Source organism: Bradyrhizobium sp. USDA 372 (genome assembly GCF_053629095.1).
Genome location: NZ_JBRJHR010000001.1, coordinates 213474 through 237755, shown reverse-complemented (window position 1 = coordinate 237755; position 24282 = coordinate 213474). Strand labels below are relative to the sequence as shown.

At 65.4% G+C, this 24282-nt stretch carries 22 protein-coding genes and 1 tRNA gene; 12 read left to right on the top strand and 11 right to left on the bottom strand.

The window, feature by feature from the left end; translation table 11 throughout:
• Positions 1-98: 98 nt before the first annotated feature.
• A complete protein-coding gene (locus AB7M16_RS01230) occupies positions 99-5303 on the bottom strand; it encodes an alpha-2-macroglobulin family protein (protein ID WP_453942913.1) in 5205 nt (1734 codons plus the stop codon).
• 418 nt (positions 5304-5721) lie between these two features.
• Between AB7M16_RS01230 and AB7M16_RS01225 the strand changes: the two genes are divergently transcribed.
• A tRNA-Arg gene (locus tag AB7M16_RS01225) sits at positions 5722-5798 on the top strand.
• 118 nt (positions 5799-5916) lie between these two features.
• Complete coding sequence (locus AB7M16_RS01220) at positions 5917-6159, top strand: hypothetical protein (protein WP_172789113.1); 243 nt, start codon at positions 5917-5919, stop codon at positions 6157-6159.
• On the opposite strand, the gene AB7M16_RS01215 is transcribed toward AB7M16_RS01220, so the two are convergent.
• Positions 6089-7474, bottom strand: coding sequence for a hypothetical protein (locus tag AB7M16_RS01215; RefSeq protein WP_453942912.1), 1386 nt, complete (start codon positions 7472-7474; stop codon positions 6089-6091). The two genes, AB7M16_RS01220 and AB7M16_RS01215, sit on opposite strands and share 71 nt — an antisense overlap.
• 114 nt (positions 7475-7588) lie before the next feature.
• Here AB7M16_RS01215 and AB7M16_RS01210 point away from each other — a divergent pair, with 114 nt between their 5' ends.
• The gene (locus AB7M16_RS01210) at positions 7589-7816 is read left to right on the top strand and encodes a DUF2171 domain-containing protein (protein ID WP_025036201.1); all 228 of its coding nucleotides are present in this window, start codon (positions 7589-7591) and stop codon (positions 7814-7816) included.
• A 289-nt stretch (positions 7817-8105) separates the two neighbouring features.
• On the opposite strand, the gene AB7M16_RS01205 is transcribed toward AB7M16_RS01210, so the two are convergent.
• On the bottom strand, positions 8106-8291 hold the full coding sequence (locus tag AB7M16_RS01205) for a hypothetical protein (protein WP_172789114.1): 186 nt from the start codon (positions 8289-8291) through the stop codon (positions 8106-8108).
• Between the two features lie 165 nt (positions 8292-8456).
• Between AB7M16_RS01205 and AB7M16_RS01200 the strand changes: the two genes are divergently transcribed.
• Positions 8457-8618, top strand: coding sequence for a hypothetical protein (locus AB7M16_RS01200; protein WP_172789115.1), 162 nt, complete (start codon positions 8457-8459; stop codon positions 8616-8618).
• A gap of 293 nt (positions 8619-8911) precedes the next feature.
• On the opposite strand, the gene AB7M16_RS01195 is transcribed toward AB7M16_RS01200, so the two are convergent.
• From AB7M16_RS01195 to AB7M16_RS01185, 3 genes are all read right to left on the bottom strand, one after another.
• Positions 8912-9670 (bottom strand): hypothetical protein, encoded by a 759-nt coding sequence (locus AB7M16_RS01195; protein WP_453942911.1) that lies wholly within the window; start codon positions 9668-9670, stop codon positions 8912-8914.
• Positions 9671-9844: 174 nt separating this feature from the next.
• Positions 9845-10081, bottom strand: a complete 237-nt coding sequence (locus tag AB7M16_RS01190; RefSeq protein WP_271504357.1) for a hypothetical protein — start codon at positions 10079-10081, stop codon at positions 9845-9847.
• A 76-nt stretch (positions 10082-10157) separates the two neighbouring features.
• Positions 10158-10394, bottom strand: coding sequence for a hypothetical protein (locus AB7M16_RS01185; protein ID WP_453942910.1), 237 nt, complete (start codon positions 10392-10394; stop codon positions 10158-10160).
• Between the two features lie 265 nt (positions 10395-10659).
• Here AB7M16_RS01185 and AB7M16_RS01180 point away from each other — a divergent pair, with 265 nt between their 5' ends.
• Positions 10660-11007, top strand: coding sequence for a DUF6481 family protein (locus AB7M16_RS01180; RefSeq protein ID WP_172789119.1), 348 nt, complete (start codon positions 10660-10662; stop codon positions 11005-11007).
• Between the two features lie 124 nt (positions 11008-11131).
• Here the strand turns inward: AB7M16_RS01180 and AB7M16_RS01175 are convergent, their stop codons facing one another.
• Entirely contained in the window at positions 11132-11377 is a 246-nt protein-coding gene (locus AB7M16_RS01175) for a pentapeptide MXKDX repeat protein (protein ID WP_453942909.1), read from the bottom strand.
• Positions 11378-11709: 332 nt separating this feature from the next.
• Here AB7M16_RS01175 and AB7M16_RS01170 point away from each other — a divergent pair, with 332 nt between their 5' ends.
• Genes AB7M16_RS01170 through AB7M16_RS01160 form a run of 3 tightly spaced genes read left to right on the top strand, consistent with a single transcriptional unit; the run spans position 11710 to position 14638 of the window.
• Positions 11710-12732, top strand: coding sequence for a TRAP transporter substrate-binding protein (locus tag AB7M16_RS01170; RefSeq protein WP_172789120.1), 1023 nt, complete (start codon positions 11710-11712; stop codon positions 12730-12732).
• Entirely contained in the window at positions 12729-13283 is a 555-nt protein-coding gene (locus tag AB7M16_RS01165; RefSeq protein ID WP_172789121.1) for a TRAP transporter small permease, read from the top strand. The genes AB7M16_RS01170 and AB7M16_RS01165 overlap by 4 nt, the downstream gene beginning before the upstream one ends.
• The gene (locus tag AB7M16_RS01160) at positions 13280-14638 is read left to right on the top strand and encodes a TRAP transporter large permease (RefSeq protein ID WP_172789122.1); all 1359 of its coding nucleotides are present in this window, start codon (positions 13280-13282) and stop codon (positions 14636-14638) included. The genes AB7M16_RS01165 and AB7M16_RS01160 overlap by 4 nt, the downstream gene beginning before the upstream one ends.
• A 102-nt stretch (positions 14639-14740) precedes the next feature.
• Here AB7M16_RS01160 and AB7M16_RS01155 read toward each other — a convergent pair whose 3' ends face one another.
• On the bottom strand, positions 14741-15424 hold the full coding sequence (locus tag AB7M16_RS01155; RefSeq protein WP_453942908.1) for a GntR family transcriptional regulator: 684 nt from the start codon (positions 15422-15424) through the stop codon (positions 14741-14743).
• Positions 15425-15640: 216 nt separating this feature from the next.
• Between AB7M16_RS01155 and AB7M16_RS01150 the strand changes: the two genes are divergently transcribed.
• The 4 genes from AB7M16_RS01150 (at position 15641) to AB7M16_RS01135 (ending at position 19536) form a co-directional block, all read left to right on the top strand.
• On the top strand, positions 15641-16264 hold the full coding sequence (locus tag AB7M16_RS01150) for a TRAP transporter small permease (RefSeq protein ID WP_453942907.1): 624 nt from the start codon (positions 15641-15643) through the stop codon (positions 16262-16264).
• A complete protein-coding gene (locus tag AB7M16_RS01145; RefSeq protein ID WP_453942906.1) occupies positions 16264-17529 on the top strand; it encodes a TRAP transporter large permease in 1266 nt (421 codons plus the stop codon). Before AB7M16_RS01150 ends, AB7M16_RS01145 begins: the two co-directional genes overlap by 1 nt.
• A gap of 23 nt (positions 17530-17552) precedes the next feature.
• On the top strand, positions 17553-18536 hold the full coding sequence (locus tag AB7M16_RS01140) for a TRAP transporter substrate-binding protein (protein WP_453942905.1): 984 nt from the start codon (positions 17553-17555) through the stop codon (positions 18534-18536).
• 73 nt (positions 18537-18609) lie between these two features.
• On the top strand, positions 18610-19536 hold the full coding sequence (locus tag AB7M16_RS01135) for a dihydrodipicolinate synthase family protein (RefSeq protein WP_453942904.1): 927 nt from the start codon (positions 18610-18612) through the stop codon (positions 19534-19536).
• A 207-nt stretch (positions 19537-19743) separates the two neighbouring features.
• Here AB7M16_RS01135 and AB7M16_RS01130 read toward each other — a convergent pair whose 3' ends face one another.
• The 3 genes from AB7M16_RS01130 to AB7M16_RS01120 are packed head-to-tail and all read right to left on the bottom strand — an operon-like array spanning position 19744 to position 24269.
• Positions 19744-20655, bottom strand: a complete 912-nt coding sequence (locus tag AB7M16_RS01130) for a hydroxymethylglutaryl-CoA lyase (RefSeq protein ID WP_453942903.1) — start codon at positions 20653-20655, stop codon at positions 19744-19746.
• A 1-nt stretch (position 20656) separates the two neighbouring features.
• A complete protein-coding gene (locus AB7M16_RS01125; RefSeq protein WP_453942902.1) occupies positions 20657-22660 on the bottom strand; it encodes an acetyl/propionyl/methylcrotonyl-CoA carboxylase subunit alpha in 2004 nt (667 codons plus the stop codon).
• 4 nt (positions 22661-22664) lie between these two features.
• The gene (locus AB7M16_RS01120) at positions 22665-24269 is read right to left on the bottom strand and encodes a carboxyl transferase domain-containing protein (RefSeq protein ID WP_453942901.1); all 1605 of its coding nucleotides are present in this window, start codon (positions 24267-24269) and stop codon (positions 22665-22667) included.
• Positions 24270-24282 lie beyond the last annotated feature (13 nt).

Here is a 24282-nt window from a genome sequence, read left to right as displayed (position 1 = left end):
TTCTGAGCCGCGGCGCCAAAGTCCGTGGATGCCCGGGCCAAGCCCGGGCATGACGACGGTGTTTGTGGCCCCTTCGGAGCGTCAGTCATTCCAAGCACTCACTTCGCCGCCCGCACCTCGACGGTCCCCGTGCTGGTCCGGCCATAGCGCGAGGGATTGTACATGTCCTCGACATAGGCCTGCGGCAATACGTATTTGCCGGGCGAGACCGCGCGGACGACATAGGCGACGGTGAAGACCGACTTGGAGTCCGAGGCCCGGTCGACGGCCGCGGTGAAGCGGTCGTCGCGGAACTCGGTGTCTTCAGGCTCCTCGCCGTCCTCGATCCAGTCCAGCGTCCCGCTGTCGCCCGACGAGACCAGCTTCGGATTGTCGATCTCCAGGCCCGCCGGCAGATAGTCGGACACCATGATGTGGCCGTACTCGGGCTTGGCCTCGGTGATCTTCAGCACCACCGCAAAGCGCTGGTTCTGCTTGACCTTGCTGATGTCCGCGGGCTTGCCGTCGAGCGTGTGGTAGCTGCGCTCGATCTTGAAGCCGTTCGACGCCGCCGGCTCCGGCGTCACCGGCGAGCCCGACACCGAGACGACCGCCTGCACCGGCGCATCGCCGGTGTTGGTGATCTTCAGCGGCTTGCCGCTCAACGTGTCCGCCTTGTAGCTGCGATACACGGCGGTCTTGACCGGTTGGCCGTCGACCTCGATCGAGAGGTTCTCCTTGGCGAGCGCTCGCGCCGCCAGCACCAGCCACGCATTCTCCTGCGTCGAGGTGTAGGGCGTCAGACCGCGGGCAGTCTCGACCCGGGACACGGCCTGCGTCAGCGTCGCCCTCGGCGCGTTGCCTTCGCTGGCGAGCGACACCAATGCTGCGGCATCGCGAAGCTGCGAGCCATAATCGGTGCGGCCGAATTCCAGCGCGGGTTTTGGCGCAAGGCTGTCGAGCGCCGCGCCATAGACCCGCTCGGCGCGGTTGCGGTCGCCGACGAGAGCGAGCGCCGCCGCAAGCTGCGACTTCGCGATCGGGGTCGCGAGGTTGTTCAGCTTGGTATCGGCGAGATAGCGGAGATCGCCGATCGGAGCTGCGCCGTTACGCGCCAGCACGTAGAGGCCGTAGGCGAGATCGCGGCCACCGTCCTTCTCCGGCTCGTTGCCATTGACGACGGAGTTGCGGATGCGGTCCAGCGCGTTCTTGAACAGCACGTCCGGCACCGCAAACCCCTTCTCGCGGGCGCGGGTAAGGAAGTCCGTCACATAGGCATCGAGCCAGGCATCGTCGCCGCCGGCCGACCACAGGCCGAACGAACCGTTCGAGCCCTGGCGGGAAAGCAGCCGATCGATGGCGTCGCGAATGCGCTGGTCGACCTCGGTATCCATGGCGAGATGCGCGCCGGCCGCGAGCTCGTTGACATAGAGCAGCGGCATGGCCCGGCTCGTGATCTGCTCCGAGCAACCATAGGGATAGCGGTCGAGCGCCTTCAGGATCGTTGCCGCATCGAGCGCGGTCGACAGGCTGGCCGAGACCGAGACACTGCCGGTGCCCGGCACCAGGTCGGAGAACATGTCCGAGGTCAGGGTCAGGCTCTCGCCCTTCGCCAGCGTCCGGATCGAACGCCGCGCCAGCACCTGCGTCGCCGCCTTGACGTCGAACGCATAGTGACGTGCCAGCGCGAGGCCGTTCGGCCCCTTGATGTCGACGTCGAGCGTCGCCTGCCCCGCCGCGGTCGCGTCCAGCGCGAGCGAGAACGAATTGCGCTGCTTGGCGGCGAGCTTCACCGTGGTTGCGGGATTGCCGGTCATCTTCACCGGGCCGCCCGCCTTCACATTGATGACGTAGTCGCCGGCCTGGCCCTCGACGTTGTCGATCTCAAGATTGACCGTGCCGTGGTCGCCGTTGAGCAGGAAGCGCGGCAGCGTCGTGGTCAGCACGACGGGATCGCGGATCACGACGTCGGTGTTGGCGCGGCCGAGCTTGGTCGCGGTCCACGCCACCGCCATCACGCGCGCGGTGCCGGCGAACTCCGGAATGTCGAAGCTCACGTCCGCGGTGCCGTCGGCAGCGACCGTGACGATGCCGGAATAGAGCGCGAGCGGCTTCTGCGTGGGCGGCGAGCCCTGGAGCTCACCCGCACCGGCATCGCCGCCGGACTTGATCTGGCCGCGCGTGCCGGACATCCCATCGATCAGCTGCCCGTAGAGATCGCGGATCTCGGCGCTGAGGCGGCGCTGGCCGAGATAGTAATCGTCCGGCGCGGGCGGCTTGTAATTGGTGAGGTTGAGGATGCCGACATCGACGGCGGCGATGACGACCTTGGCGTCCTCGCCCGGATTGAGGCCGTCGAGCTTGACCGGGATCTTCAGCGTGGAGTTCGGCCGGATCAGCGAGGGCGGCGACAGCTTCACCTGCAAGGTGCGGGTCTGCTTGTCGATGCCGAACCATTTCAGCCCGATCGCCCGGCCCGGCATGCGCTGGGCAGCCGCATCGAGCGGACGGCGCAGCGTCGCCACCACATAAGCACCGGTGCCCCAGTCCTTGCCGATCGGGAGCTTCACCTGCGCGGTGCCTTCCTTGACGTCGATGGTCTGCGTCGTCAGCAGGCGGTCGCCGAGCACGTTGACGGTGAGCTTGCCGGCGCTGCGGACGTTGACCGAGACCGTCATGGTGTCGCCGGAGGCATATTGCGGCTTGTCGACCGAGGTCTCCAGCAGGTCCGGCGTGTCAGCGCTGCCGTCGGAGTACCAGCCGACGTCGAACTGCACCGACGTCACCGGGCCGTCGGCGTCGTTGGACTTGACGTCGAGCCGGTAGCGGCCGGGCTGCGGCGTGAGCGAGATCCGCGCCGGCTTGTCGGCCGCGATCGTGACGTCACCGTCGGCGACGCGCGAGGTCGACTTGACCGGCTCATACTCCCAGTAATTGTTCTGGCGGTACCACTGGTAACGCGACTCCATCTTCAGGAGCTCGTAGCGCAGGCCGTCGCGGCGCAGCTTCTCGCCTTCCGGCGAGACGAACACGACGTCGAACTCGGCCTTGTCGCCCTCGGCGACGTTCTTGTCGCCGAACAGCGGCTTGATGCCGATCTGCGCCGTCGCGGGCGCGACCGGCAGCACGATCTTGCGCTCGACGGCGCGGCCGCCGGTCTCGACCATGCGGACGAAGATCTGCGCCTCCTGCGGACGCGTCGAGGCCGGCTGCTTGTCCAGCGTCACCGGGAAGGTGGCAACACCATTGGCGTCGGCTTCGGGTAGGCTCTCCAGCGGCGTGCGCTCGTTCGAGGTGGTTTCCTCGTCGTCGACGCCGAACTTGTAGCCGGCAAAGCCGGGCCGCTCGGCCGCGGGCGCGATCAGCATGTCGCCTTCGAGCTGAAGGCCCGAGGCCGGTGCGCCATAGAGGAAATGACCGTCGGCCTTAAGCTCCACTGGAGCGTTAGCTTTGATCCGCTTGTCCTTGGCGGACAGGTCGAATTCGATCCGATCGGGCACATAATCCTCGACCATGAAGGTGGTTTCGCCGACCGAAGCCCCCTTCGGATCGGTGAAGGCGCGCACCCGCCACGTTCCGGTGGGAACAGCCGAGTTGAGCGGCACCGAGAGCGTGCGGCCGCCGGCGCCCTGATCCGCCAGCACGGCGCGACGATATTCGACGCCGTCGGGGCGCTCGACCACCAGCGTCATCGGACCGCCGGTGACGGCATTGCCCTGCCCGTCGCGCAGCAGCGCGGTGAGGAAGACGGTCTCGCTGGAGCGGTACACGCCACGCTCGGCATAGACGAAGGCATCGGCGCCGGCGGGCGCCGCGCGGCCCGAGACGCCGCGGTCGGACAAGTCGAAGGCCGACGTCTTCAGGCTCAGGAAGGCATAGTCGGCCTTCTCGCCGGTGACCGTGAGCATCGCCGGCGACAATCCGCCCTCGCCGCGCGCAAGGCCGGCCTCGAACAGCACGTGACCGGTCTCGTCGGTCTTGCGCGTCGCCAGGATCTCGTTGTTGCGGGCGACCAGCCGCACCTCGGCCTTGCCGACCGGATCGGTCGACGCCAGCGAATTGACGAAGACATGGATGCCGTCATTGCCGGAGTAAGCGGAGATGCCGAGGTCGGAGACGATGAACCATTGCGTGGCGAGCTGGTAGTCGTCGTCCGAGCCTGGGCCCTTGGCCGCTGCCGTCATGACGTAGACACCGGGCTGCAGTTCGCCGAGCGCCTGATCGACCGGGAATGCCGTGGTGACGTCCTGATTCAGCGTCATCGCGGTCGCAAGCTCACCCGACCAGACCTTGACGCCGCGCTCGTCGCCGAGATCGCTGAGCTGATACTTGGACAGCGTCTTCTGGAAATCGCTGTCGACCACCGTGTTGATCAGGTTGCGGTCGCCGATCCTGTAAACGTTGATGTTGACCGCGGGCGTGTTGACGCTGACGACGGGAATGCCGCGCTGGCCGGTCCGCGGCAGCACATAGGCCCGGCTGGTGAAGCGCACGAAGGGCTTGCGGTCGCGCACATAGATGTTGAACTCGGCCGATTTCGGCAGCCCCTCCTTCACCGTGGACGGCAGGCCGGCGCGTAGATTGATGTTGTAGCGCTCGCCGTGCTTGAGCCCGTCGACGCAGAGCTGCTTGGCTTCGGCCGACAGCGCTGGCTTGTCCTGGCCCGCCAGCGCCAGGAACGGCGCGAAATCGGTGCGCTTGGCCAATTCCTCGGAGAATTGGAAGCAGGCGCGCGGGCTCGCCGAATCCGAGTCGACGGTGTAGTCGAGCAGGCGGAAGCCGTGCTCGTCGCGCATCCTCTCATATTGGCCGCGAACGTCGGCAACCTCGCGCATGTCGAGCGACAGCCGCAGCGCATCCAGCGCCGGCCGCCACAGCTTGCGTTCAGCCAGCGCCTTGCCGAGCACGGCGAGCGCGTCGGCCTCCTCGCCCGAATTGCCGGCGCGCTGATAGGCGATATAGGCCGCGGTCGAGGCGCGCTCCAGCAGGAAGGTCTGCTCGCTCGAGCTCTTCGGCGAGATCTGGAAGATGACCTTGGCTAGCCGCAGCCAGTTGCCGGCATCCTCGGGCGTGGTTGCGGCGATCTGGCCGAGCACCGAAAGTCCGGTGCGATTATCATTGCGCCGGAAGGCGGCGTCGGCGTCCGTCTTCAGCGTCGCGTTGGTCTTGGCGACCGGCCCCGCCTCGCTCTTGATCTGGGCCTCGAGCTTGATCGCGGAATCGGCGAGGTCGTCGCGTTTGAACGCCTTGTCGGCGGCCTCTGCAGCGACAAGGCCGAGCGCCAGCGCGGCGCAGATTGTGACGGCGCGAACAAGACCGATCATGGAGGACTCCCGGAAAGCGCGGACGAACGCCGCGGCGGCAAATGAAATGCGCGGAAAGGTGACCGACTCAAGGCGATGGAACCGTAAGGTGCAAATCGTCGCATTCGCCATGACAAGGCAAGCCCAGGGAGACCAGCCGAGATACTGCCGCGCACGCCGTCCTGATGGCGCAGCAACACCTAGCCAGTCGACCGGCGGCCGTGTCCCGGAAGCTGTTCAGCGTTCCCGGCGATGTGATCCATCGTCCAATCCGCTGCCGCTCAACCCGGCACCCTGACACCCCACCGTTCCGCTTTGTCGCAGCACGGAGGAAAACGGTTCGGTTCAGGCTTGGCGAAACACCCAATTTTTCATATTGGCATGCTACATGAACGGCCAGCCGCCCAATCCGGGCGGCCCCAACCGGCCGGCTCAAGACGGTCCCGTAGCTCAACTGGATAGAGTAGCGGATTTCTACTCCGCGGGTTGCAGGTTCGAGTCCTGCCGGGATCGCCACTCACGATTGCAAAGCCGGCGCCCATCACGAACGCGTGGGTAACCATATGCCGGCCTTTGAACGGTGCCGACCAGCACTATGTAAGCGCCGGGCGAGACGGGCCCGACAGGTTTCTGAATGCAGCAATCCGAGCTGACGAGAATGGCGATCGCATCTGCGGTCGCGGTCGTTGCGATATCGTATCTGGCAATCGACGCAGGCGTGGTGAACACCAATGTGGTCACGCGGCCCATCAAGCTGGCCCAGGCCTCGATCATTGGCGCCGCAACGGGACAACGTCAGCCTGCATTTACCCTCCAGGAGTGGGCGCGCCGCGACCGCGAGAAGCCGCAACTGGAATATTGCCTGGCGGTCGACTGATCGACGCGCCCTCCGCCGGGCCGTCGACAGACACGTCACCGCCTGCCGGCTGATGACCGCGCCACCACCGCGCAATGGCAGCGGTGAGATCGCCCCACATCTCGGTCGGCAGATCCGGAACCGCCACCCGGACACTGTACTGATCCGTCGTCGCATCGTGAAACCATTCGGTCGCGGCGAAGTCGAAGCCGAAGCTGCCGGCGTGGCGGATGGGAAAGCCCTCGCGGCGCAATTCGCAGCTCATGTCTTCGGCAGCCTGCCGCGCTGCCGCCTCGTCGAGCGCGCGCTGTCCGCGAAGGGTCACGTAGAGACCGTGGGTGAAGCGAAGCTGAGCCGAGAGCGCCGGGATCTCGGCGGCAAAGTATCGCGCCGAGCTTCGGCCGTTACGCAAGATCGCCGCCACGCGCCGCTTCGTCAGCGCCCAGTACGCCGCGCTGCCTGCGAAGGGCGGGAAGTGGGCCGGCAATGCCGCACCGCCGAGCAGCCGCACCGCATTGCGCGTTTCGGACGCGAGACGTGTCCATTCAATATCCCCTGCCCGCGGCGAACGCTCATGCCCGTGCACGAAGACGGCTGAGCCGAGCCGGCCATATTCCGCTCCGAGCGAGTCGAGCTTGTTGTGGCTTCGCACCAGCACCAGCGGAATTCCGTGCCGCCTGGCCCACCTCGAGACCCGCCTGATGCGACCAGACCTGCCGGCGAAGCACGTCGTATCGAAAATCAGGAGATCGAGTCCCGAGCCGTCACGGCGCAGCACCGCTTCGATGGCGCCGGCGACGGAGCAGGAATCCAGCAGGAGGATCCGCGGCGAGCCCACCCGTGCCAACGCATCGCCGAGCGGCAGCGTCAAGGCCTCGATCCGCAAATGCGGGATGAAGCTTCGGATCAGCTCCAGCGACTCGCCGTAGGAGCCTGGCAGCACCAGGATGTCGGCCTTCGCAACGATCCGCGCGGAGGCAAGCAGCACCGCGGAGATCGCCGCCATTCCCGAGGCGGTGTAGATCGCCGTGCTCGTGCAGCCGCCGTCGAGCGCGTAGAACGACGGGCCGCGTACCGTGAGATCGGCCCGCTGGTAATCGTAACTGAACTCGAATGGCCCACTGGCGGGATCGGCCGTGTGCGACCAGGCCGTCTCGGTCGCCTTCCACTCGTGCAATTCGTGCTCCGCCCTGAGCGCCGCAGTGATCTGGAATTTGGATCGGACGACGTCGTCGACGGAACACGGCGGCGCCAAGTCGAGCGGGTTTCTCAGGCTGCCGTTCAACAGCCTGAGTTCCGCGTGCTTGCGCTCCAGATAGGCTCGAATGGTCTCCATTGCGCTTCTTGACAGATCCAGTCAGGCGTCAACGTCTGGAAAACCCAGCGGGTCCAACGCGCCTGCTGCAACGAACAGGCACCTTCGCAGTTGAATCCATGCAAGGAGGACAGCATGGCTGACATCAGAGAGCACATGAAAATCATCGGCAAGGACGGCGCACATGTCGGCACCGTCGATCGGCTCGAGGGCAACCGCATCAAGCTGACGCGCAAGGACAGCCCGGAAGGTCACAAGGACCATCACCACTATATCGACACGAAATATGTCGGTGCCGTCGAAGGCGACGTCGTCAAGCTGTCGGTGAATGCCGATGCCGTTCCGAAGACGGAAGCGGCGTAAAACACTGAGCCCCCGCGGGGCTTTTGTTTGTTCACGGTCCGACTCCGCTTCGTTCGCAAGCACGAATCGCAACCGCAATTCGATTGGCGCGGCGCATTCGTTAACGATGGCTTGCTGCGGTGGAAGATCGCTGCAATTCGATGGCCTTGATCACTGCGGAGCGATCGGGAACGAATGCGCGATCAGCGCGTTTGATAACCGAACAGAGTGGTGCCGATCCGCCAGCCCCGGTCGGCTTTGAAGGACCCCGTGCTTGTCCCCCGAGCACGGGGTTTTTCTCATGTCAGTGCTATCGGGCCGGCGGTCTGTGTCCGGCCGGATGCGAGGCGCCGGCTTGCTCATCGCGCAGATCGCGGGCGAGTTCGTGCCATGCCAGGGCCAGCTGGATCAGCCGTTGCCGGTCGACACCCTCGGCCTCCGCGGCGCGCTTCATTGCGGCCTCGGCCTCATGTTGCGGATCGTACTCGGTGTACATGAGGCAGACTCTAGCCGGCCATCTGGACAAGCGCGTGGCAATTTCGTTCCGTATGATTGCGGGGTCCCCCGCCAGCCGCGTGGACCGATCTGTGAACCACGTCACAGCCTGTCCGCGACATCTCCGCTAAACAAGCTGCCAAGGCTTCATGGGTGATGTCCGGTCATGACACGCAAAGCAGCAACCGAAGTCATCGTGCCGACGCAGCGACATCGCGCGGACCTGCTCGGCATCGCCTATCTCGGTACCATCGGCGTCGTCATGGTGGCCTGGATCGCCGGCCTGGTCTGGGCCTCGATCGCGTTCTTCAACTGGCTCGTGTCCTGACGCGCCGACGTGGTCGGTCTGCCCGCTGATCCTGCCTTAGATCAGGCTGGGCAGCACCTGCGCGAGTTTAATTCCGCCGCAAACGATCATGGCCCAGAGCGCCAGGCTGATCTGGATGGCATCCAGCATGTCCCACATCCCCGCGAATCATCCCGTCATTTTTCTTTGAGATTTGCGTGGAGCGGCGGCGAGCGCCAGAGCCAATTCGAAGCAACCGCCGGTGTGCAAGAAGATGAGGCGGGCCCGAGCCCGCCTCAATGGTCCGATCCGGCCAGGAAAACTCAATAGAAAACTCAATAGCAGGCGCGGGGATCGGCCTGCACATATTGGCCGTTCGGATAGCGGTAGTAGCAGGCGCCCTGCGCCCAGTAATAGCCGGGCTGGGCTGCAGCGGTCGCACCGGCGATTGCCCCCGTTGCACCGCCGAGGACCGCGCCAGCCGCAGCCCCTGTTGCATTGCCTGAGATCAGCCCGCCCAGCAGGCCGCCGACGATCGCGCCGCCAAGCGCGCTGGCGCCGGGATCAGCCGGTGGCGGCGGCGGAGGTGGCGGCGCATAGGCCACCGAAGGCGGGGCGTAGGCTACCGGCTCGTCGTCGATATAGTCCTCTGAGATGTAGGCCGGCGGGCCAGCCATGCGCTGCGGATAATAGTACCAGACGCCGCCAACGTCCCACCACCAGCCGGACCGGCCATGGCGGACTTCGTGGCGCCAGCGTCCGCCCTCCCAGGCTAGATTGCCGCGATAGCTGTGTCCGCCCCAGTCCCGTGCCGGAGCAGGACCGCGCGCAACATGACGTCCGGACGGCGGGCCGCCGGCATTGTGACCCGCATGGGGCTGACCGCCGGGCTGCGCAGGGCGGGTCGCCTGCTGGGGTGGAGGGCCCTTGCGCATGGTCGGATTGGCCTGTGGCGGCGCGCCTGCGGCCGGCCCCGCCGGCGGTGGGCCGGCGTCTTTCGGTGGCCTGGCCTCCTGGGCCTGCGCCGACAGCGCGAGCAACGAGATGGCGGAGACCACGGGAAGGATGATCTTGATGCGTTTGGACGCACTCATGCGTGCTAGCCCCCTGTTCTTTCCATGGCCATGATTTCCGGGCGCGATCGACGAATCGCCACGCGCCGGGCTGATGCCGGCCGAAATCACTGCCCTGCTTGATCGGCTAAGTCCCGTTACAAATGATTAAGATCAGGGCCTTTTTTCAGCCCTGCGGGTCGTGCGGGATCGCGCCTACCGCGCCGGCTCGATCACGTTGCAATTGCTTCGCCCGGACATCAGGCAATCCTGCATCTTGCTGGCTGCCGTCAGATCCCGGGCCAGCCACCAGCCGACGCCGAGGATCACGACCGCGATGATCAATCCTGCGAGCGCGCCGCGGCGGTCGCCGCCGGACGGACGCTTGGGCTGACGGTTCGGTCGAGGATTGGGCTCCTCGCCCGGTTCGGATCTGGACTCTGGTTTCGACATGGCCGCCTGGTCACGCTGGCGCGCTGGCTTTACCACCTCTGCGGCGTCGCGTCACATCCCGATCACCCGGCCCAATTCAGCCCCGGGTCTGCCGCATCGCATCCTTGCGCAAGGTTTCGACCGCCGGAATTGCCTCCTGAACGCGCGGTGCGCAGCTCGTGAGCACGAATGCAGTCCGGGTGCATTCCCAATCCGCTCCCAGCACCGCACTTTCGATGGGCTGCGGACGTGCGAGCAGCAGCGCGGCGCCGGCCACGCCTGCCACGGCGAAGGCAATCGCCAGCGCTTTCAGGCTTGGTCTTGAGATCGTCATGCCCGTGCTCCGTCTCGTACGGGGCGGACGCTAGGCGTCGCCCGTGTGCCCCGTTTATGAGGGACATCACAATTCAGCAGTTTTTCCGGGCTACGAGAGATCGTCGGGGGGCGATTTTTCGTTGACCTGATCGGCTGCGATTATGGGTGGCTTCGCGACGCGCGCCGATGTACACGCTTCTGCGTCGCGTGGCGCCTGCTATGCCCAGCCGACGTACCAACAGGCACCGATGTAGGATCGAAAGCGAGGAAGACAAGGCTCGTCGATGAGTGGATTCAGGGAACCCGGCTTTGCAGACCGGCAAAAGGCGGCGCAGGACGCTCGCAAGAATCTTTTGAACAAGTTCAAGTCGCAGCCGGGCCCCGATGATCCGGCGGTGATCGCGCGCCGCGCTGAACGCGAGGCCCTTGCGGCCAAGCGCGCCGAGGCAAAGGCCGCGCGCGAGGCCGAAAAGGCCGAGCAGAAGCGCCTCGAGGAAGAGGCCAAGGCGGCGGAAGCTGCGCGGATCGCGCGGGAGGCCGAGGAAGCCGCCGAGAGGCTGGCTGCGCTCGAGGCCGAGCAGAAGGCCAAGCGCGATGCGCGCTACGCCGCCCGCAAAGCGAAGCGCAAGTAAGACTCGCCGGTCACGTTCAATTGAACTTGAACTGAACAATCATTCCGGAGGCGGCCTCAAAGGCCGCCGCCGGAATTCGAGAGGGCGCGACCCGCCAAAGGGCGTTGCGCGATGACGGCCTGGATCAGTTCTTCTTCATCATCCCGTCGTCTTTCTTCATGCCGTCCTTCGACATGTGGTCCTTCTTCATGCCGTCGTCCTTGGAAATGGTGTCCTTCTTCATCATGCCGTCCTTCGACATCGTGTCCTTTTTCATCATGCCCTCGTCCTTGCCCATCTTGTCCTGAGCAAAAGCGGCCGGCGCAAACGCGAGGCCTAGCGAGAGAGCGGCAGCCGAGACGCCGAGCACGATGCGGGTGCGAATGGTCATGGTTCATCTTTCCTTCGAGATGGTGTTTGTCAGCGACGGACGCCGCTATTCAATATCGACGGATCGCCAGTCGGCGTTGTTACGCCGCTGCCTATAAATTTTGGCGAGCCATCCGCTGGCCGCTGTACGGCGTGCTTCGCGCTCACAACCGGGATCGCAAGTGTGCAGCGCAGCACGGCCGGCACTTGCCGGGGCATTCGGTCTCGAACTATCAGATGAGAGAATATCGGGTGGAAGACCGGCTAGGATGGGCCCGAACGCCGGTCTGACAAGACCCGACCCAAATCACACCAACAAGAACAGTCCAAAGAAACGATCAAAGGGATCACACCATGATTACGCGCCGACATCTGATCGCGACCGCCGTCGCGGCACCCGCCATTCTGCGCTTCGGCACTGGCACCGCGCAGGCCGCGACCACGCTGAAGATCTCACATCAATTTCCGGGCGGCACCATCGACAAGGGCGATTTCCGCGACCGGCTCTGCCGCATGTTCGCCGCTGAAGTTGCCAAGCGCAGCAACGGCGACATTGCCGCCGAGATCTATCCGAACTCCTCGCTGATCAAGACCAACGCGCAGTTCTCCGCCATGCGCAAGGGCGCGCTCGATATCAGCCTCTATCCGATGCCCTATGCCGGCGGCGAGGTGCCGGAAACCAATATCGGCCTGATGCCGGGCCTGGTGACCACCTACGACCAGGGCCTGCGCTGGAAGAAGGAGCCCGTCGGCAAGGCGCTGACCGACTTCCTCGCCGACAAGGGCATCATCCTGCTCACCTGGGTCTGGCAGGCCGGCGGCGTCGCCAGCCGCTCGAAGCCGATCGTCGCGCCGGAAGACGCCAAGGGCCTGAAGGTGCGCGGCGGCTCGCGCGAGATGGACATGGTGCTGCAGACCGCCGGCGCCTCGGTGCTGTCGGTGCCTTCCAACGAAATCTACGCGGCGATGCAGACCGGCGCCTGCGATGCCGGCATCACCTCCTCGACCAGCCTGATCTCGTTCCGCCTGGAAGAGGTCGCGAAGTCGCTGACATCAGGGGCAGGCGCCTCCTACTGGTTCATGCTCGAGCCGCTGATGATGTCGAAGGCGATCTTCGACAAGCTGCCGAAGAACCATCAGGACATCCTGCTCGCGGTCGGCACCGAGCTCGAAGCCTTCGGCCGCAAGGGCGCGCAGGACGACGACGTCGAGGTCGCCAAGGTCTACGAGAAGGCCGGCGCCAAGGTCTCGGTTCTGGATGCCGCGACCGTCGGCAAATGGCGCGACATCGCGCGCGACACCGCGTGGAAGGATTACAGCGCCAAGACCGCGACCGCCGCAAACCTGCTCAAGCTCGCCATCGACGTCGCGGCATGAGCCACGGTCCGCTTCCGGATCGTGACGACCAGGCGAGCGTTGCCGCAGGGACCGGCCCTGCGGCGGCGATCGATCGCGGTCTCGCTGTCCTCAACAGCATCATCGTCGTGTTCGCCGCGATTGCGCTGGTCGCCGCCTGCACCATCCTGAGCTACAGCGTGCTCAGCCGCGCGCTGTTCAAGGCCGCCAATTACTGGCAGGACGAGGCCGCCGTGTTCCTCCTGGTCGGCGCCACCTTCATGACGGCGGCCTATGTGCAGCAGAATCGCGGTCATATCGGCATCGAGGCCTTCGTCGGCCTGCTGTCGCCATTCGCGAACCAGGTTCGCCTCTGGCTGGTCGATGCCGCCACATTCCTGTTCTGCGCCTTCTTCACCTGGAAGTCCTGGACACTGGCCCATGAGGCCTATGTCGACGGCCAAGTCTCCAACTCGATGTGGTCGCCGCCGCTCGCGATCCCCTACTCGCTGATGGCACTCGGGATGAGCCTGCTCTGCCTCCAGATCCTCGTGCAGCTTGCGCTGCCCTTCACCGGAGCCAAGCGGCCATGAGCGTTTTCGGCATTGGCCTTGCCTACGGCATTGCGACCCTGCTGGTGATGTTCTCGGGCATGCCGATCGCGTTCGCGCTCGGCGCGGTCGCGGTCGTGTTCATGGGCATCTACATGCCCTCCGCCTCGCTCGATACGGTGACACAGAACGTCTACGAGGAGATGGCCTCGATCACGCTGCTGTCGATCCCGCTCTTCATCCTGAAGGGCGCGGCGATCGGCAAGTCGCGCGCGGGCCAGGATCTCTATTCGGCGTTGCACGCCTGGCTGCATCGCGTGCCCGGCGGCCTCGGCGTCGCCAACGTGTTCGCCTGCGCATTGTTCGCGGCGATGGCCGGCTCCTCGCCCGCGACCTGCTCGGCGATCGGCTCGGCCGGCATCCCCGAGATGCGCAAGCGCGGCTATTCCGGCGGCTTCGCCGCTGGCATCATCGCCGCCGGCGGCACACTCGGCATCCTGCTTCCGCCCTCGATCACCATGATCCTGTTCGCGGTCGCCGCCGAAAAGTCGCTCGGGCGGTTGTTCCTCGCCGGCATCGGACCGGGCCTGCTGCTGGTCACGCTGTTCGGCGCCTATGCCGTGATCCGCTTCCGCCAGGAATACAGGGCGGCCGAAGCGGTCTACAAGAACGGCGGGCCGGAGGCTGCGATCCTCACCCGCGACGAATATACGCTCGCCGAGCGCTTCAGCGTGCTGCCGCGCGTGATCCCTTTCGTGCTGCTGCTCACGGGTGTCATGGTCGCGCTCTATGGCGGCTACGCCACGCCGTCGGAAACCGCGGGCCTCGGCGGCCTCCTGGCGCTGGCGCTGATCGCGGCAATCTACAGCGTGTGGCGGCCGAGCGACCTCGCCCCGATCATGAAGTCGACGATCCGGGAATCGACCATGCTGATGATGATCATCGGCATGTCGCTGCTCTATTCCTACGTGATGAGCTATCTGCACATCTCGCAATCGGTGGCCGAAGCCATCGTCGCAATGCATTTGCCGCGCTGGGAGCTGCTGTTCGCGATCCTCGTCATGGTCGTCGTGCTCGGCTTCTTCCTGCCGCCGGTCTCGATCATCCTGATGACGGCGCCGATCATCCTGCCGCCGCTCCGCGCCGCCAACTTCGACATCATCTGGTTCGGCGTGGTCATGACCATCGTGATGGAGATGGGGCTGATCCATCCGCCGGTCGGCCTCAACATTTTCGTCATCCGCAACGTCGCGCCCGATATTCCCCTGCGCGAGGTGATCTGGGGCACGCTGCCCTTCGTGCTCTTGATGATGCTCGCGGTGCTGCTGCTCTGCTTCGTGCCGGGGATCTCGACCTGGCTGCCGGACCTCGTGATGGGGCCGGACGGCAGCAGGTGACGCTGCGGCCGCTATCGTAGGGTGGGCAAAGCGAAGCGTGCCCACCACCTGTCGGCAGTCACGAAGAGATGGTGGGCACGGCGCTGCGCGCCTTTGCCCACCCTACGAATTCTCTTTCCGCCGTCCCTTCGGCGCATTCGCCACCACCTGCAACAGATCCTTGCGCACGGCCTCGATGTGCCGCTCCAGAAACCGGCAGGCCTCGTCCACCTTCTCCGCACGGCACAGCGCGATCAGCTGGGCGTGCTCCTTCTCGGCAATGCCCATCGCCTTGGTGTTGGAGAGCTGTAGGCGCGTGTAGCGGTCGCTGGTCTGGAGCAGCGACAGCACGATCGCGCGGGTGCGCGGCTGCGGCGCGTGAACGTAGAGCGCCATGTGGAAGTCGGCGTTGAGCTGGCCCCACTCACTGACGTTGCGCGCCTTGATCGCCTTCTCGAAACTCTTGTGGATGTTATCGAGCCCGTCGAAATCCTCAGTCGTGAAACGCGGCGCCGACTGCGCCAGCAGCCGCGGCTCCAGGATGCGGCGCAGGTCGAACACGTCGTTGATCTCGTCCAGCGACAGCTCGGAGACGATGGCGCCCTTCTGCGGCACGATCCGCACCAGGCCTTCCGCCTCGAGCTGGAATAGCGCCTCGCGCACGGGAATGCGGCTGACGCCATAGGCCTCGCCGAGCGCGTCCTGGCGCAGTTGCGATCCGGCCGGATAGGTGCCGTCGAGGATCGCCTGGCGGAGCTGGTCGACGATCGCAGCCGACAGGGTGCGATGCTTCAGAGGCTGTTTCATCTGATCGTCCGTTGTCCTTCCCGACTCGTGCGGCCGACGCGGTCCCTGTCTTGCATGTCGAGCTGCCCGGCAAAAGCCAAGGCGCCACAACCAAAGTGCCCAGCAAAAGCGCGCCCTGCCGACGAAACGACCGCAAACTCCGTTTGACTCCCAAAATGTATAAATTATACATTCGGCAATCGCACGACAAATCTTCAGGGGGTTGGGGCCTCTTTCATGATCGAGCAGACCATGCCGGCCACGCGCGCACTCGGCCTCCGACGCATGATCGTCCGGATGTCGAGCGCCCTGCTCGCCTGCGAGCGGCTGGCGCTGATGGGCCTGATGTACCTGCTCACCGGCCTGATCCTGGTGAACGTCGTCACCCGCTACTCGCACTTCCCGATCTACTGGATCGACGAATCCGCCGTTTATTGCGTGGTCTGGCTGACCTTCATCGGGGCGTCCGCGATGACGCGGCTGCGGCTCGATTTTGCGGTGTCCATGCTGACGGAGCGGCTGTCGCCGCAGCACCAGAAATTTGCAAAAGTGATCTCGACCGGGCTCGTCGTCGTGTTCGGCGTCGCGCTGATCGTCACCTGCGTGCTCTGGATGGACCCGGTCGGCCTCGCCCGCGCCGGCTTCGACGGGCGCAAGCTCGCCGCCGAGACCTTCAACTTCCTCTACACCGAGCGCACCCAGACGCTGAACTGGCCGACCTGGGTGCTCTATCTCACGCTGCCGATCTTCGCGGTGTCGATGACCATCCACGGCGTCGCCAATCTGCTGGAAGATCTCGAGCTGGTCCCGCGCACGCCGCTGACAGGCTTCCAGCTCTCCGAGCTAGACGGGGTCAATTGATGATCACGTCAGCAGCCTTCATGGCGTTCATGCTGGTCGGCGTTCCGATCGGCCTCTGCCTCTGCCTCGCCGGGCTCGTCTATATCGCGGCGTCCGGCAACCCGGTGCTGTTCCAGTCCTATCCGCTTCAGCTGTTCGGCGGCGTCGACAGCTACGGCCTGATCGCGATCCCGCTCTTCATTCTGATCGGCGAGATCATGAACGGCGGCGGCATCACGCGGCGCATCGTCGACATGGCGATGGCCTTCGTCGGCTCGCTCAAGGGCGGGCTCGCCTACGTCAACATCCTCGCCAACATGTTCATCTCCTCCATCCTGGGCTCGGCAACCGCGCAGGTCGCGATCATGGCCCAGATCATGGTGCCGGAGATGGAGAAGAAGGGCTACGACAAGACTTTTGCGGCCGGCCTCACCGCCTATGGCGGCATGCTCGGCCCGATCATCCCGCCCTCGGTGATGTTCGTGGTCTACAGCGTGCTGGCGCAGGTCTCGGTCAGCGACATGCTGATCGCCGGCATCGTGCCGGGCGTCATCCTCACCGTGATGTTCTGCCTCGTCATCGCGCTGATGGGCTACATCTACAACTATCCCCGCGCCGACTATCAGACGCCGCGCCAGCGAGTCATGACGATCCTGCGGACCTCGCCGACCCTGCTGATCCCGATCGTCATCGTCGGCAGCATTCTCGGCGGCCTCGCCAACGCCACGGAATCCGCCGCCGTCGGCGCCGTGGCCGCCGCGCTGGTCGGAAAGTTCTGGACCAGGGAGTTCGAGTTCTCGCAGCTGCCGCAGATGATGCTGCGCAGCGCCATCTATTCGGCGATCGTGCTGTTTCTGGTCGCGGCCGCCGCCGTGTTCTCCTGGGTCCTGATCTTCGGCAAGGTGCCGCAGGAGACCGCGGCCTGGATCCAGACCGCCGCCAAGGATCCCGTCAGCTTCATGCTGATCTGCAACGCCATCCTGCTGGTGATCGGCACTGTGATCGACGGCATTCCCGGCCTGATCATGACGGTGCCGATCCTGCTGCCGGTCGCAACCGAGATCTATCACATCGACCCCCGGCAGTTCGGCGTCGTCGTGGTGATCAACCTCGTGCTCGGCCTTTTGTCGCCGCCAGTCGGGCTCTGCTTCTTCGTCGCGGCCGCCGTCACCGGCGCCAAGCCCGGCAGGATGTTCATTGTGACACTGCCCTTCTTCGTCATCTCCTGCGTCCTCCTGGTGCTGCTCTCGCTCTATCCCTCGCTCTCGCTGATCCTCGTCAAATAGGCCCATCCGAAAGGAGCCCGACCATGCCGCTTTCACGCCGCCACTTTCTCGCCGCCAGTGCCGCCGCCTCGGTGTTCGCGCCGTCGCTGGCGCTCGCCCAGGCCAAGGAATTCCGTCTCGGCCTGATCACGCCGAACGGCCATTCCTGGAACAAGGCCGCGCTCAAATTCGGCGACGAGCTCAAGGCCGCCACCAACGGCCGCCTGACCTTGACCGTGTTTCACTCCGGCCAGCTCGGCAACGAGACCGCGATGATGCAGCAATTGCAATCCGGCGCGCTCGACATGGGCTTCATCCAGGCCGCCGAGCTCGGCTCGCGCGTGCCGCACATCGCCGCGATCAACGCACCCTATATCGTCCGCTCGACGCCGGCGGTGGCGAAGTTCGTGCGGCATCCGGCGGCGGTGAAGCTGTTCGAGGTGCTGCCGCAGGAGACCGGCACGATCGGGCTCGGCTGGGGCATCACCGGCATGCGCGCGGTGTTCTCCTCCAAGGACCTGAATTCGCTGGCCGACATCAAGGGCATGAAGCTGCGCATCAACCCGACGCCGGTCTATCGCGATTTCTATTCATCGCTCGGCGCAGCGCCGACGCCGATTCCGACGCCGCAGGTGTTCGATGCCATGGCCAACGGCCAGGTCGACGGCCTCGAAGCCGATCTCGAATTCTCCTGGAACCAGCGCTTCGACAAGGTGTCGAAGGTCATCCTGCAGATGAACGCCGTCTTCATGCCGATGGCAGCCGTCGTCTCCGGCCGCGTCTGGCAATCGCTGCCCGCCGCCGACCGCGAGCTGATTACCAAGACGATCAAGACGACGCTGGACGCGCAGATCGACGAGCTCGCCGGCAACGAGCCCACGCTGATCCAGAACTTCAAGAACGCGCCGATCCCGATCCGCCAGGTCGACGCCAAGGACACCGAGGCCGTCATTGCCGAGTTCGACAAGATCTGGCTGCCCAAGGCGCCCGTCCTCGCCGAGCTGCGCAAGGTCGGCGCGACGCTCTGATCCGGTTCCCCATCCCTTTCACATAAGCCGGCGGCTCCAGCCCCCCGCCGGCATATTCACCTGGAGTCCAACCATGAGCCGCCGCGTTGCCTGGGAAGGCGTCTTCCCGGCCGTCACCACCCAATTCCACGACGATCTCTCGCTCGACATTGACGCGACCGCCAAGGTGATGGACGGATTGATCCGCGACGGCGTCTCCGGCCTGATCGTCTGCGGCTCGGTCGGCGAGAACACCTCGCTGGAGCGCAAGGAGAAGGTCGCGATCATGGAGACGGCGAAGGCGGTCGCGAAGGGCCGCGTGCCCGTGCTGTGCGGCATCGCCGAGTTCACCACCGCGTTTGCGGTGGAGACCGCGAAGGAAGCCGCACGCGTCGGCATCGACGGCGTCATGGTGATGCCGGCGCTGGTCTATTCCTCCAAGCCGCACGAGACCGCCGCGCATTTCCGCGCCGTCGCCTCTGCGACCGACCTGCCGGTGATGCTCTACAACAATCCGCCGATCTACAAGAACGACGTCACACCCGACATCCTGGCCTCGCTCGCCGACGTCGAGACCGTGGTCTGCTTCAAGGATTCCTCCGGCGACACGCGACGATTCATCGATACCAGGAACATGGTCGGTGACCGCTTCGTGCTGTTCGCAGGGCTCGACGACGTCATCGTCGAGAGCATCGCCATGGGTGCCGTCGGCTGGGTCTCCGGCATGTCCAACGCCTTCCCGCGCGAGGGCGAAACGCTGTTCCGCCTGGCCAAAGCCGGCCGCTTGGCCGAGGCGATGCCGCTCTACGAATGGTTTATGCCGCTATTGCATCTCGATGCCCGCCCGGACCTCGTCCAGTGCATCAAGCTGTGCGAGCACATCATGGGCCGCGGCACCGCCCTGACCCGCCCGCCCCGCCTCGCACTGCTGCCGCACGAGAAGGCCGAGGTCGAGGCCATGATGGCCAAGGCGCTCAAGAACCGGCCGCGTCTGCCGGATGTCGGGCTGAAGGCGGCGTAACGGCAGGTCTCGTAGGGTGGGCAAAGCGAAAGCGTGCCCACCTTCTGCCAACGATTGTGAAAGATGGTGGGCACGGCGCTTCGCGCCTTTGCCCACCCTACGAAGGCTCTCTCACTTGTCATTGCGAGGAGCGAAGCGACGAAGCAATCCAGACCGCCTCAACGGAAAGACTCTGGATTGCTTCGCTGCGCTCGCAATGACGGAGACTTACGAACCCACCTGCTTCTTCTTCGCGTTCAGCGCGGAGGCCACGCGGCTCACGGGCGGCTTGCCCAGCACGACGCTCATCGCGTTCGTCGCCACGAGCAGCTTGTCCATATCGACGCCGGTCCTGATACCCATGCCCTCGAGCATGTAGACGACATCCTCGGTCGCGACATTGCCGGTCGCGCCCGGCGCATAGGGACAGCCGCCGAGCCCACCGGCGGCGGCGTCGATGACGCGAACGCCCTCCTCCAGGCCGGCATAGAGATTGGCGAGCGCCTGACCATAGGTGTCGTGGAAATGCATCGCGAGTTTTGCTGGCGGGATGTTGGCGCTGACCGCGCGTAACATGTCCTTCGCCCTATCAGGCGTGCCGACGCCGATGGTATCGCCGAGCGAGATCTCGTAGCATCCGAGATCCCACAGCGTGCTCGCAAGATCGGCCACCGCCTTCGGCTTGATCTCGCCATCGAACGGACAGCCGAGCACGCAGGAGATATAGCCGCGCACCTTGACGCCATCGTCCCTAGCGCGCGCCAGCACCGGCTTGAAGCGCTCGATGGACTCCGCAACCGTGCAGTTGATGTTCGCCCGCGAAAATCCTTCAGAGGCCGCCGCGAACACGGAGACCACTTTGGCGCCCGCAGCGCGCGCGGCGTCATAGCCCTTCTCGTTCGGTACCAGCACGTGGAATTCGGCGTCCTTCACATGCGCGACGCCGCGCAGCACGGCGTCCGAGCTTGCCATCTGCGGGATGGCCTTGGGCGAGACGAAGGCGCCGACCTCGACCGTATGTAGCCCGGCCGCGACCAGCGCCTCGACGAACGCGATGCGCGCCTCGACGCTGACAGGCGTCTTCTCGTTCTGAAGGCCGTCGCGCGGCCCCATTTCGATGATGCGGACCTGGTCGCTCATGTCACTCTCCTGCAGGCTCGACCACGGCGAGCTCGACGCCCTCCTGCACGATGTCCCCGACCTTGCACTTGATGGATTTCAGCACACCGGCATAGGGCGCGCGCAGCGTCTGCTCCATCTTCATCACTTCGAGCGTGAGGATCGGCGCACCCTTCTCCAGCTTGGCACCCTCCTCGGCCAGCACGGCGACGACGGTTCCCGGCAGCGGCGCTGCGATCTTGTCCTCGCCGACATGCTCCTCGCTCTCGCCGCCGAATGGATCGACCCAGTGCAGGTCGAAGCGGCCGTTGCGCGTGCGCAGGTACAGTTCATGGCCGTCGATCACAGCCGCAACCGATGATTTGACGCCGTCAAGCGTGAGATCGAATCCGCCGTCCTTGGCCGCGATCGTGAACGCCAGCTCGCGCTCGCCGATCACCAGCGTCGCCGGCCCGCTGCCGTAGTTCAGCGTGATCTTCTGCTCCGGACCATGGCCGACGCGGAAGGCAAAGCTGCGCTGGCGGCGGCCGACCGGCTGCCAGCCAAAGGTCTGCCAGGGCGAATTCGCTTCCGCCTGCGCCGTCTGCCGCTCCTCGTTGACGATTGCACCGACTGCGGCGCAGAGCTCGAGCTCTCCAGGCGCCGGCGCCGCCGACGTCAGTACCGCCAGCTCGCGCTCGATGAAGCCGGTGTCGATCGCGTTCGCGCGCACCTTCGGGTGGGTGATCAGCGCGGACAGGAACGGGATGTTGGTGACGATGCCGCGGACATCGGACTCCTCCAGGCCGCGGTTCAGGCGGTCGATCGCAACGTCCCGCGTGGGCGCCCATGCAATCGTCTTTGCGAGCATCGCATCGTAGTAGGGCGAGACGCTATCGCCCTCGCGATAGCCGGCGTCGATGCGCAGGCCGCCGGTTTCCGCCGGCATGCGCCAGGTCGAGATTCTGCCGACCGACGGCATGAAGTTCTTGGTCGGGTTCTCGGCGTAGACGCGCGCCTCGATGGTATGGCCGTTGAGCTTGATCTCGTCCTGCTTCAGCGGCAGCGCCTCGCCGAAGGCGACGCGCAGCTGCCACTCGACGAGGTCGATCCCGGTGATCAGCTCGGTTACGGGATGCTCGACCTGCAGGCGCGTGTTCATCTCGATGAAGAACACATCCTTGCCGTCGGAGACGAACTCGATGGTGCCGGCACCGACATAGTTCACGGCGCCCGCTGCCTTTCGCGCGGCAGCACAAACTGTCTCGCGCTGCGCGGCATTGAGCGTTGGCGATGGCGCCTCCTCGATCACCTTCTGGTGCCGGCGCTGCAGCGTGCATTCGCGCTCGAACAGCGAGAGCAGATTGCCATGGCTGTCGCCGATGATCTGGACCTCGATATGCCTGGGATTGTCGACGTACTTTTCAATCAGCATGCGGTCGTCGCCGAAGGCGGCCTTGGCCTCGCGCTTGGCGCTGACGATCGCAGGCGCAAGCTCATCAGCCGAGCGCACGATGCGCATGCCGCGACCGCCGCCGCCGGCCGAGGCCTTCACCAGCACGGGAAAGCCGACCTTCTCGGCCGCCTTCGCCAGCGTCGCGTCGTCCTGCGCATCGCCGTGATAGCCGGGCACCAGCGGCACGCCGGCCTGCTCCATCAGCTCTTTCGAGCCGGATTTTGAGCCCATCGCCGTCATCATCCCGGCGGTGGGGCCGACGAACACCAACCCGGCGTCCAAGCAGGCTCGTGCAAACTCGGCATTTTCCGACAGGAAGCCATAGCCGGGATGCACGGCCTCGGCGCCGGTCTTGCGCGCGGCCTCGATCAGCCGCTCGATATTGAGATAGCTGTCGCGGGCCCGGGCGGGCCCGAGCAACACGGCCTCGTCCGCGAGCGCGACGTGCATCGCATCGCGATCGGCTTCGGAATAGACCGCGACCGTGCGCAGGCCCATGGCCCGCGCGGTGCGGATGACGCGGCAGGCGATCTCGCCGCGGTTGGCGATCAGGAGCGTGCGAAAACGCCGGTAGAGCTTTGAGCGGTCCATCGCATCACATCCTGAACAGGCCGAATTTCGTCGGCTCGATCGGCGCATTCGACGCCGCCGAGAGGCCGAGGCCGAGCACGAGGCGCGTGTCGGCGGGGTCGATCACGCCGTCGTCCCACAGCCGTGCGGTTGCGTAATATGGGTGGCCCTGGCTCTCATATTGCGCGCGAATGGGCTCGCGGAATTTATCTTCCTCTTCCCTGGACCAGCTGTCGCCCTTGGCCTCGATATTGTCGCGGCGGACCTGGCTCAGCACCATCGAAGCCTGCTCGCCACCCATCACCGAGATGCGCGCGTTCGGCCACATCCAGAGGAAGCGCGGCGCGTAGGCGCGGCCGCACATGCCGTAATTGCCGGCGCCATAGGAGCCGCCGATCACGACCGTAAATTTCGGCACCGACGCCGTCGCGACCGCCGTCACCAGCTTGGCGCCGTCGCGGGCGATGCCGCCGGCCTCGTATTTCTTGCCGACCATGAAGCCGGTGATGTTCTGCAGGAACACCAGCGGAATGCCGCGCTGGCAGCACAGCTCGATGAAATGCGCGCCCTTCAGCGAGCTCTCGCTGAACAAAATGCCGTTGTTGGCGATGATGCCGACCGGATAGCCCCAGATATGGGCGAAGCCGCACACCAGCGTCGTGCCGTAAAGCTTCTTGAACTCGTCGAACTCCGAGCCGTCGACGATGCGGGCGATGATGTCGCGCACGTCGAACGGTTTTCTGCCGTCGACCGGCACCACGCCATAGATTTCCTCCGCCGCGAACAGCGGATCGCGCGGCTTATGCATGTTCAGGTTCGGCCGCGTGGAAGGCTTGAGCGTGCCGACGATGCGCCGGGCGATGCCGATCGCATGCGCATCGTTCTGGGCGTAGTGATCGGTCACGCCGGACTGCCGCGAATGAACATCGGCGCCGCCGAGCTCCTCGGCGCTGACGACCTCACCGGTCGCGGCCTTCACCAGCGGCGGGCCGCCGAGGAAGATGGTGCCTTGGTTGCGCACGATAATGCTCTCGTCCGACATCGCCGGCACATAGGCGCCGCCGGCGGTGCAGGAGCCCATCACGATCGCGATCTGCGGAATGCCCTGCGACGACATCTGCGCCTGATTGTAGAAGATGCGGCCGAAGTGCCGCTCGTCCGGAAAGATCTCGTCCTGCAGCGGCAGGAAGGCGCCGCCGGAATCCACCAAGTAGACGCAGGGCAGATTGTTCTGCCGCGCGATGTCCTGCGCCCGCAGATGCTTCTTCACCGTCATCGGGTAGTAGGTGCCGCCCTTGATGGTGGCGTCGTTGGCGACGATCACGCATTCACGCCCCGAGATGCGGCCGACCCCGGTGACGACACTGGCCGAATGCACGTCGCCGCCATAGAGGCCGTAGGCCGCGAGCGGCGACAGCTCCAGGAACGAGGTGCCGGGATCGACCAACAGGTCGACGCGCTCACGCGCCAGCATCTTGCCGCGCGCGGTGTGGCGCTGGCGCGAGGCCTCGCCGCCGCCGCCGGCGACTTGGGCAAGCTTTTCGCGCAAGTCGGCGACGAGGCCGCGCATGGCCTCGGAATTGCGCGCGAAATCTGATGAAGACGGATCGATGCTGGAATGGAGCGGCATGGTGATTCCAATG

Coding starts and splice junctions, on each gene's coding strand:
- AB7M16_RS01125 (WP_453942902.1), bottom strand. CDS start 22,660: ATGGACCGCTCAAAGCTCTACCGGCGTTTTCGCACGCTCCTGATCGCC.
- AB7M16_RS01120 (WP_453942901.1), bottom strand. CDS start 24,269: ATGCCGCTCCATTCCAGCATCGATCCGTCTTCATCAGATTTCGCGCGC.
- AB7M16_RS01210 (WP_025036201.1), top strand. CDS start 7,589: ATGGCTGACATCAGAGAGCACATGAAAATCATCGGCAAGGACGGCGCA.
- AB7M16_RS01140 (WP_453942905.1), top strand. CDS start 17,553: ATGCCGCTTTCACGCCGCCACTTTCTCGCCGCCAGTGCCGCCGCCTCG.
- AB7M16_RS01195 (WP_453942911.1), bottom strand. CDS start 9,670: ATGAGTGCGTCCAAACGCATCAAGATCATCCTTCCCGTGGTCTCCGCC.
- AB7M16_RS01205 (WP_172789114.1), bottom strand. CDS start 8,291: ATGTACACCGAGTACGATCCGCAACATGAGGCCGAGGCCGCAATGAAG.
- AB7M16_RS01130 (WP_453942903.1), bottom strand. CDS start 20,655: ATGAGCGACCAGGTCCGCATCATCGAAATGGGGCCGCGCGACGGCCTT.
- AB7M16_RS01230 (WP_453942913.1), bottom strand. CDS start 5,303: ATGATCGGTCTTGTTCGCGCCGTCACAATCTGCGCCGCGCTGGCGCTC.
- AB7M16_RS01135 (WP_453942904.1), top strand. CDS start 18,610: ATGAGCCGCCGCGTTGCCTGGGAAGGCGTCTTCCCGGCCGTCACCACC.
- AB7M16_RS01185 (WP_453942910.1), bottom strand. CDS start 10,394: ATGACGATCTCAAGACCAAGCCTGAAAGCGCTGGCGATTGCCTTCGCC.
- AB7M16_RS01190 (WP_271504357.1), bottom strand. CDS start 10,081: ATGTCGAAACCAGAGTCCAGATCCGAACCGGGCGAGGAGCCCAATCCT.
- AB7M16_RS01215 (WP_453942912.1), bottom strand. CDS start 7,474: ATGGAGACCATTCGAGCCTATCTGGAGCGCAAGCACGCGGAACTCAGG.
- AB7M16_RS01200 (WP_172789115.1), top strand. CDS start 8,457: ATGACACGCAAAGCAGCAACCGAAGTCATCGTGCCGACGCAGCGACAT.
- AB7M16_RS01160 (WP_172789122.1), top strand. CDS start 13,280: ATGAGCGTTTTCGGCATTGGCCTTGCCTACGGCATTGCGACCCTGCTG.
- AB7M16_RS01180 (WP_172789119.1), top strand. CDS start 10,660: ATGAGTGGATTCAGGGAACCCGGCTTTGCAGACCGGCAAAAGGCGGCG.
- AB7M16_RS01155 (WP_453942908.1), bottom strand. CDS start 15,424: ATGAAACAGCCTCTGAAGCATCGCACCCTGTCGGCTGCGATCGTCGAC.
- AB7M16_RS01165 (WP_172789121.1), top strand. CDS start 12,729: ATGAGCCACGGTCCGCTTCCGGATCGTGACGACCAGGCGAGCGTTGCC.
- AB7M16_RS01170 (WP_172789120.1), top strand. CDS start 11,710: ATGATTACGCGCCGACATCTGATCGCGACCGCCGTCGCGGCACCCGCC.
- AB7M16_RS01175 (WP_453942909.1), bottom strand. CDS start 11,377: ATGACCATTCGCACCCGCATCGTGCTCGGCGTCTCGGCTGCCGCTCTC.
- AB7M16_RS01145 (WP_453942906.1), top strand. CDS start 16,264: ATGATCACGTCAGCAGCCTTCATGGCGTTCATGCTGGTCGGCGTTCCG.
- AB7M16_RS01150 (WP_453942907.1), top strand. CDS start 15,641: ATGATCGAGCAGACCATGCCGGCCACGCGCGCACTCGGCCTCCGACGC.
- AB7M16_RS01220 (WP_172789113.1), top strand. CDS start 5,917: ATGCAGCAATCCGAGCTGACGAGAATGGCGATCGCATCTGCGGTCGCG.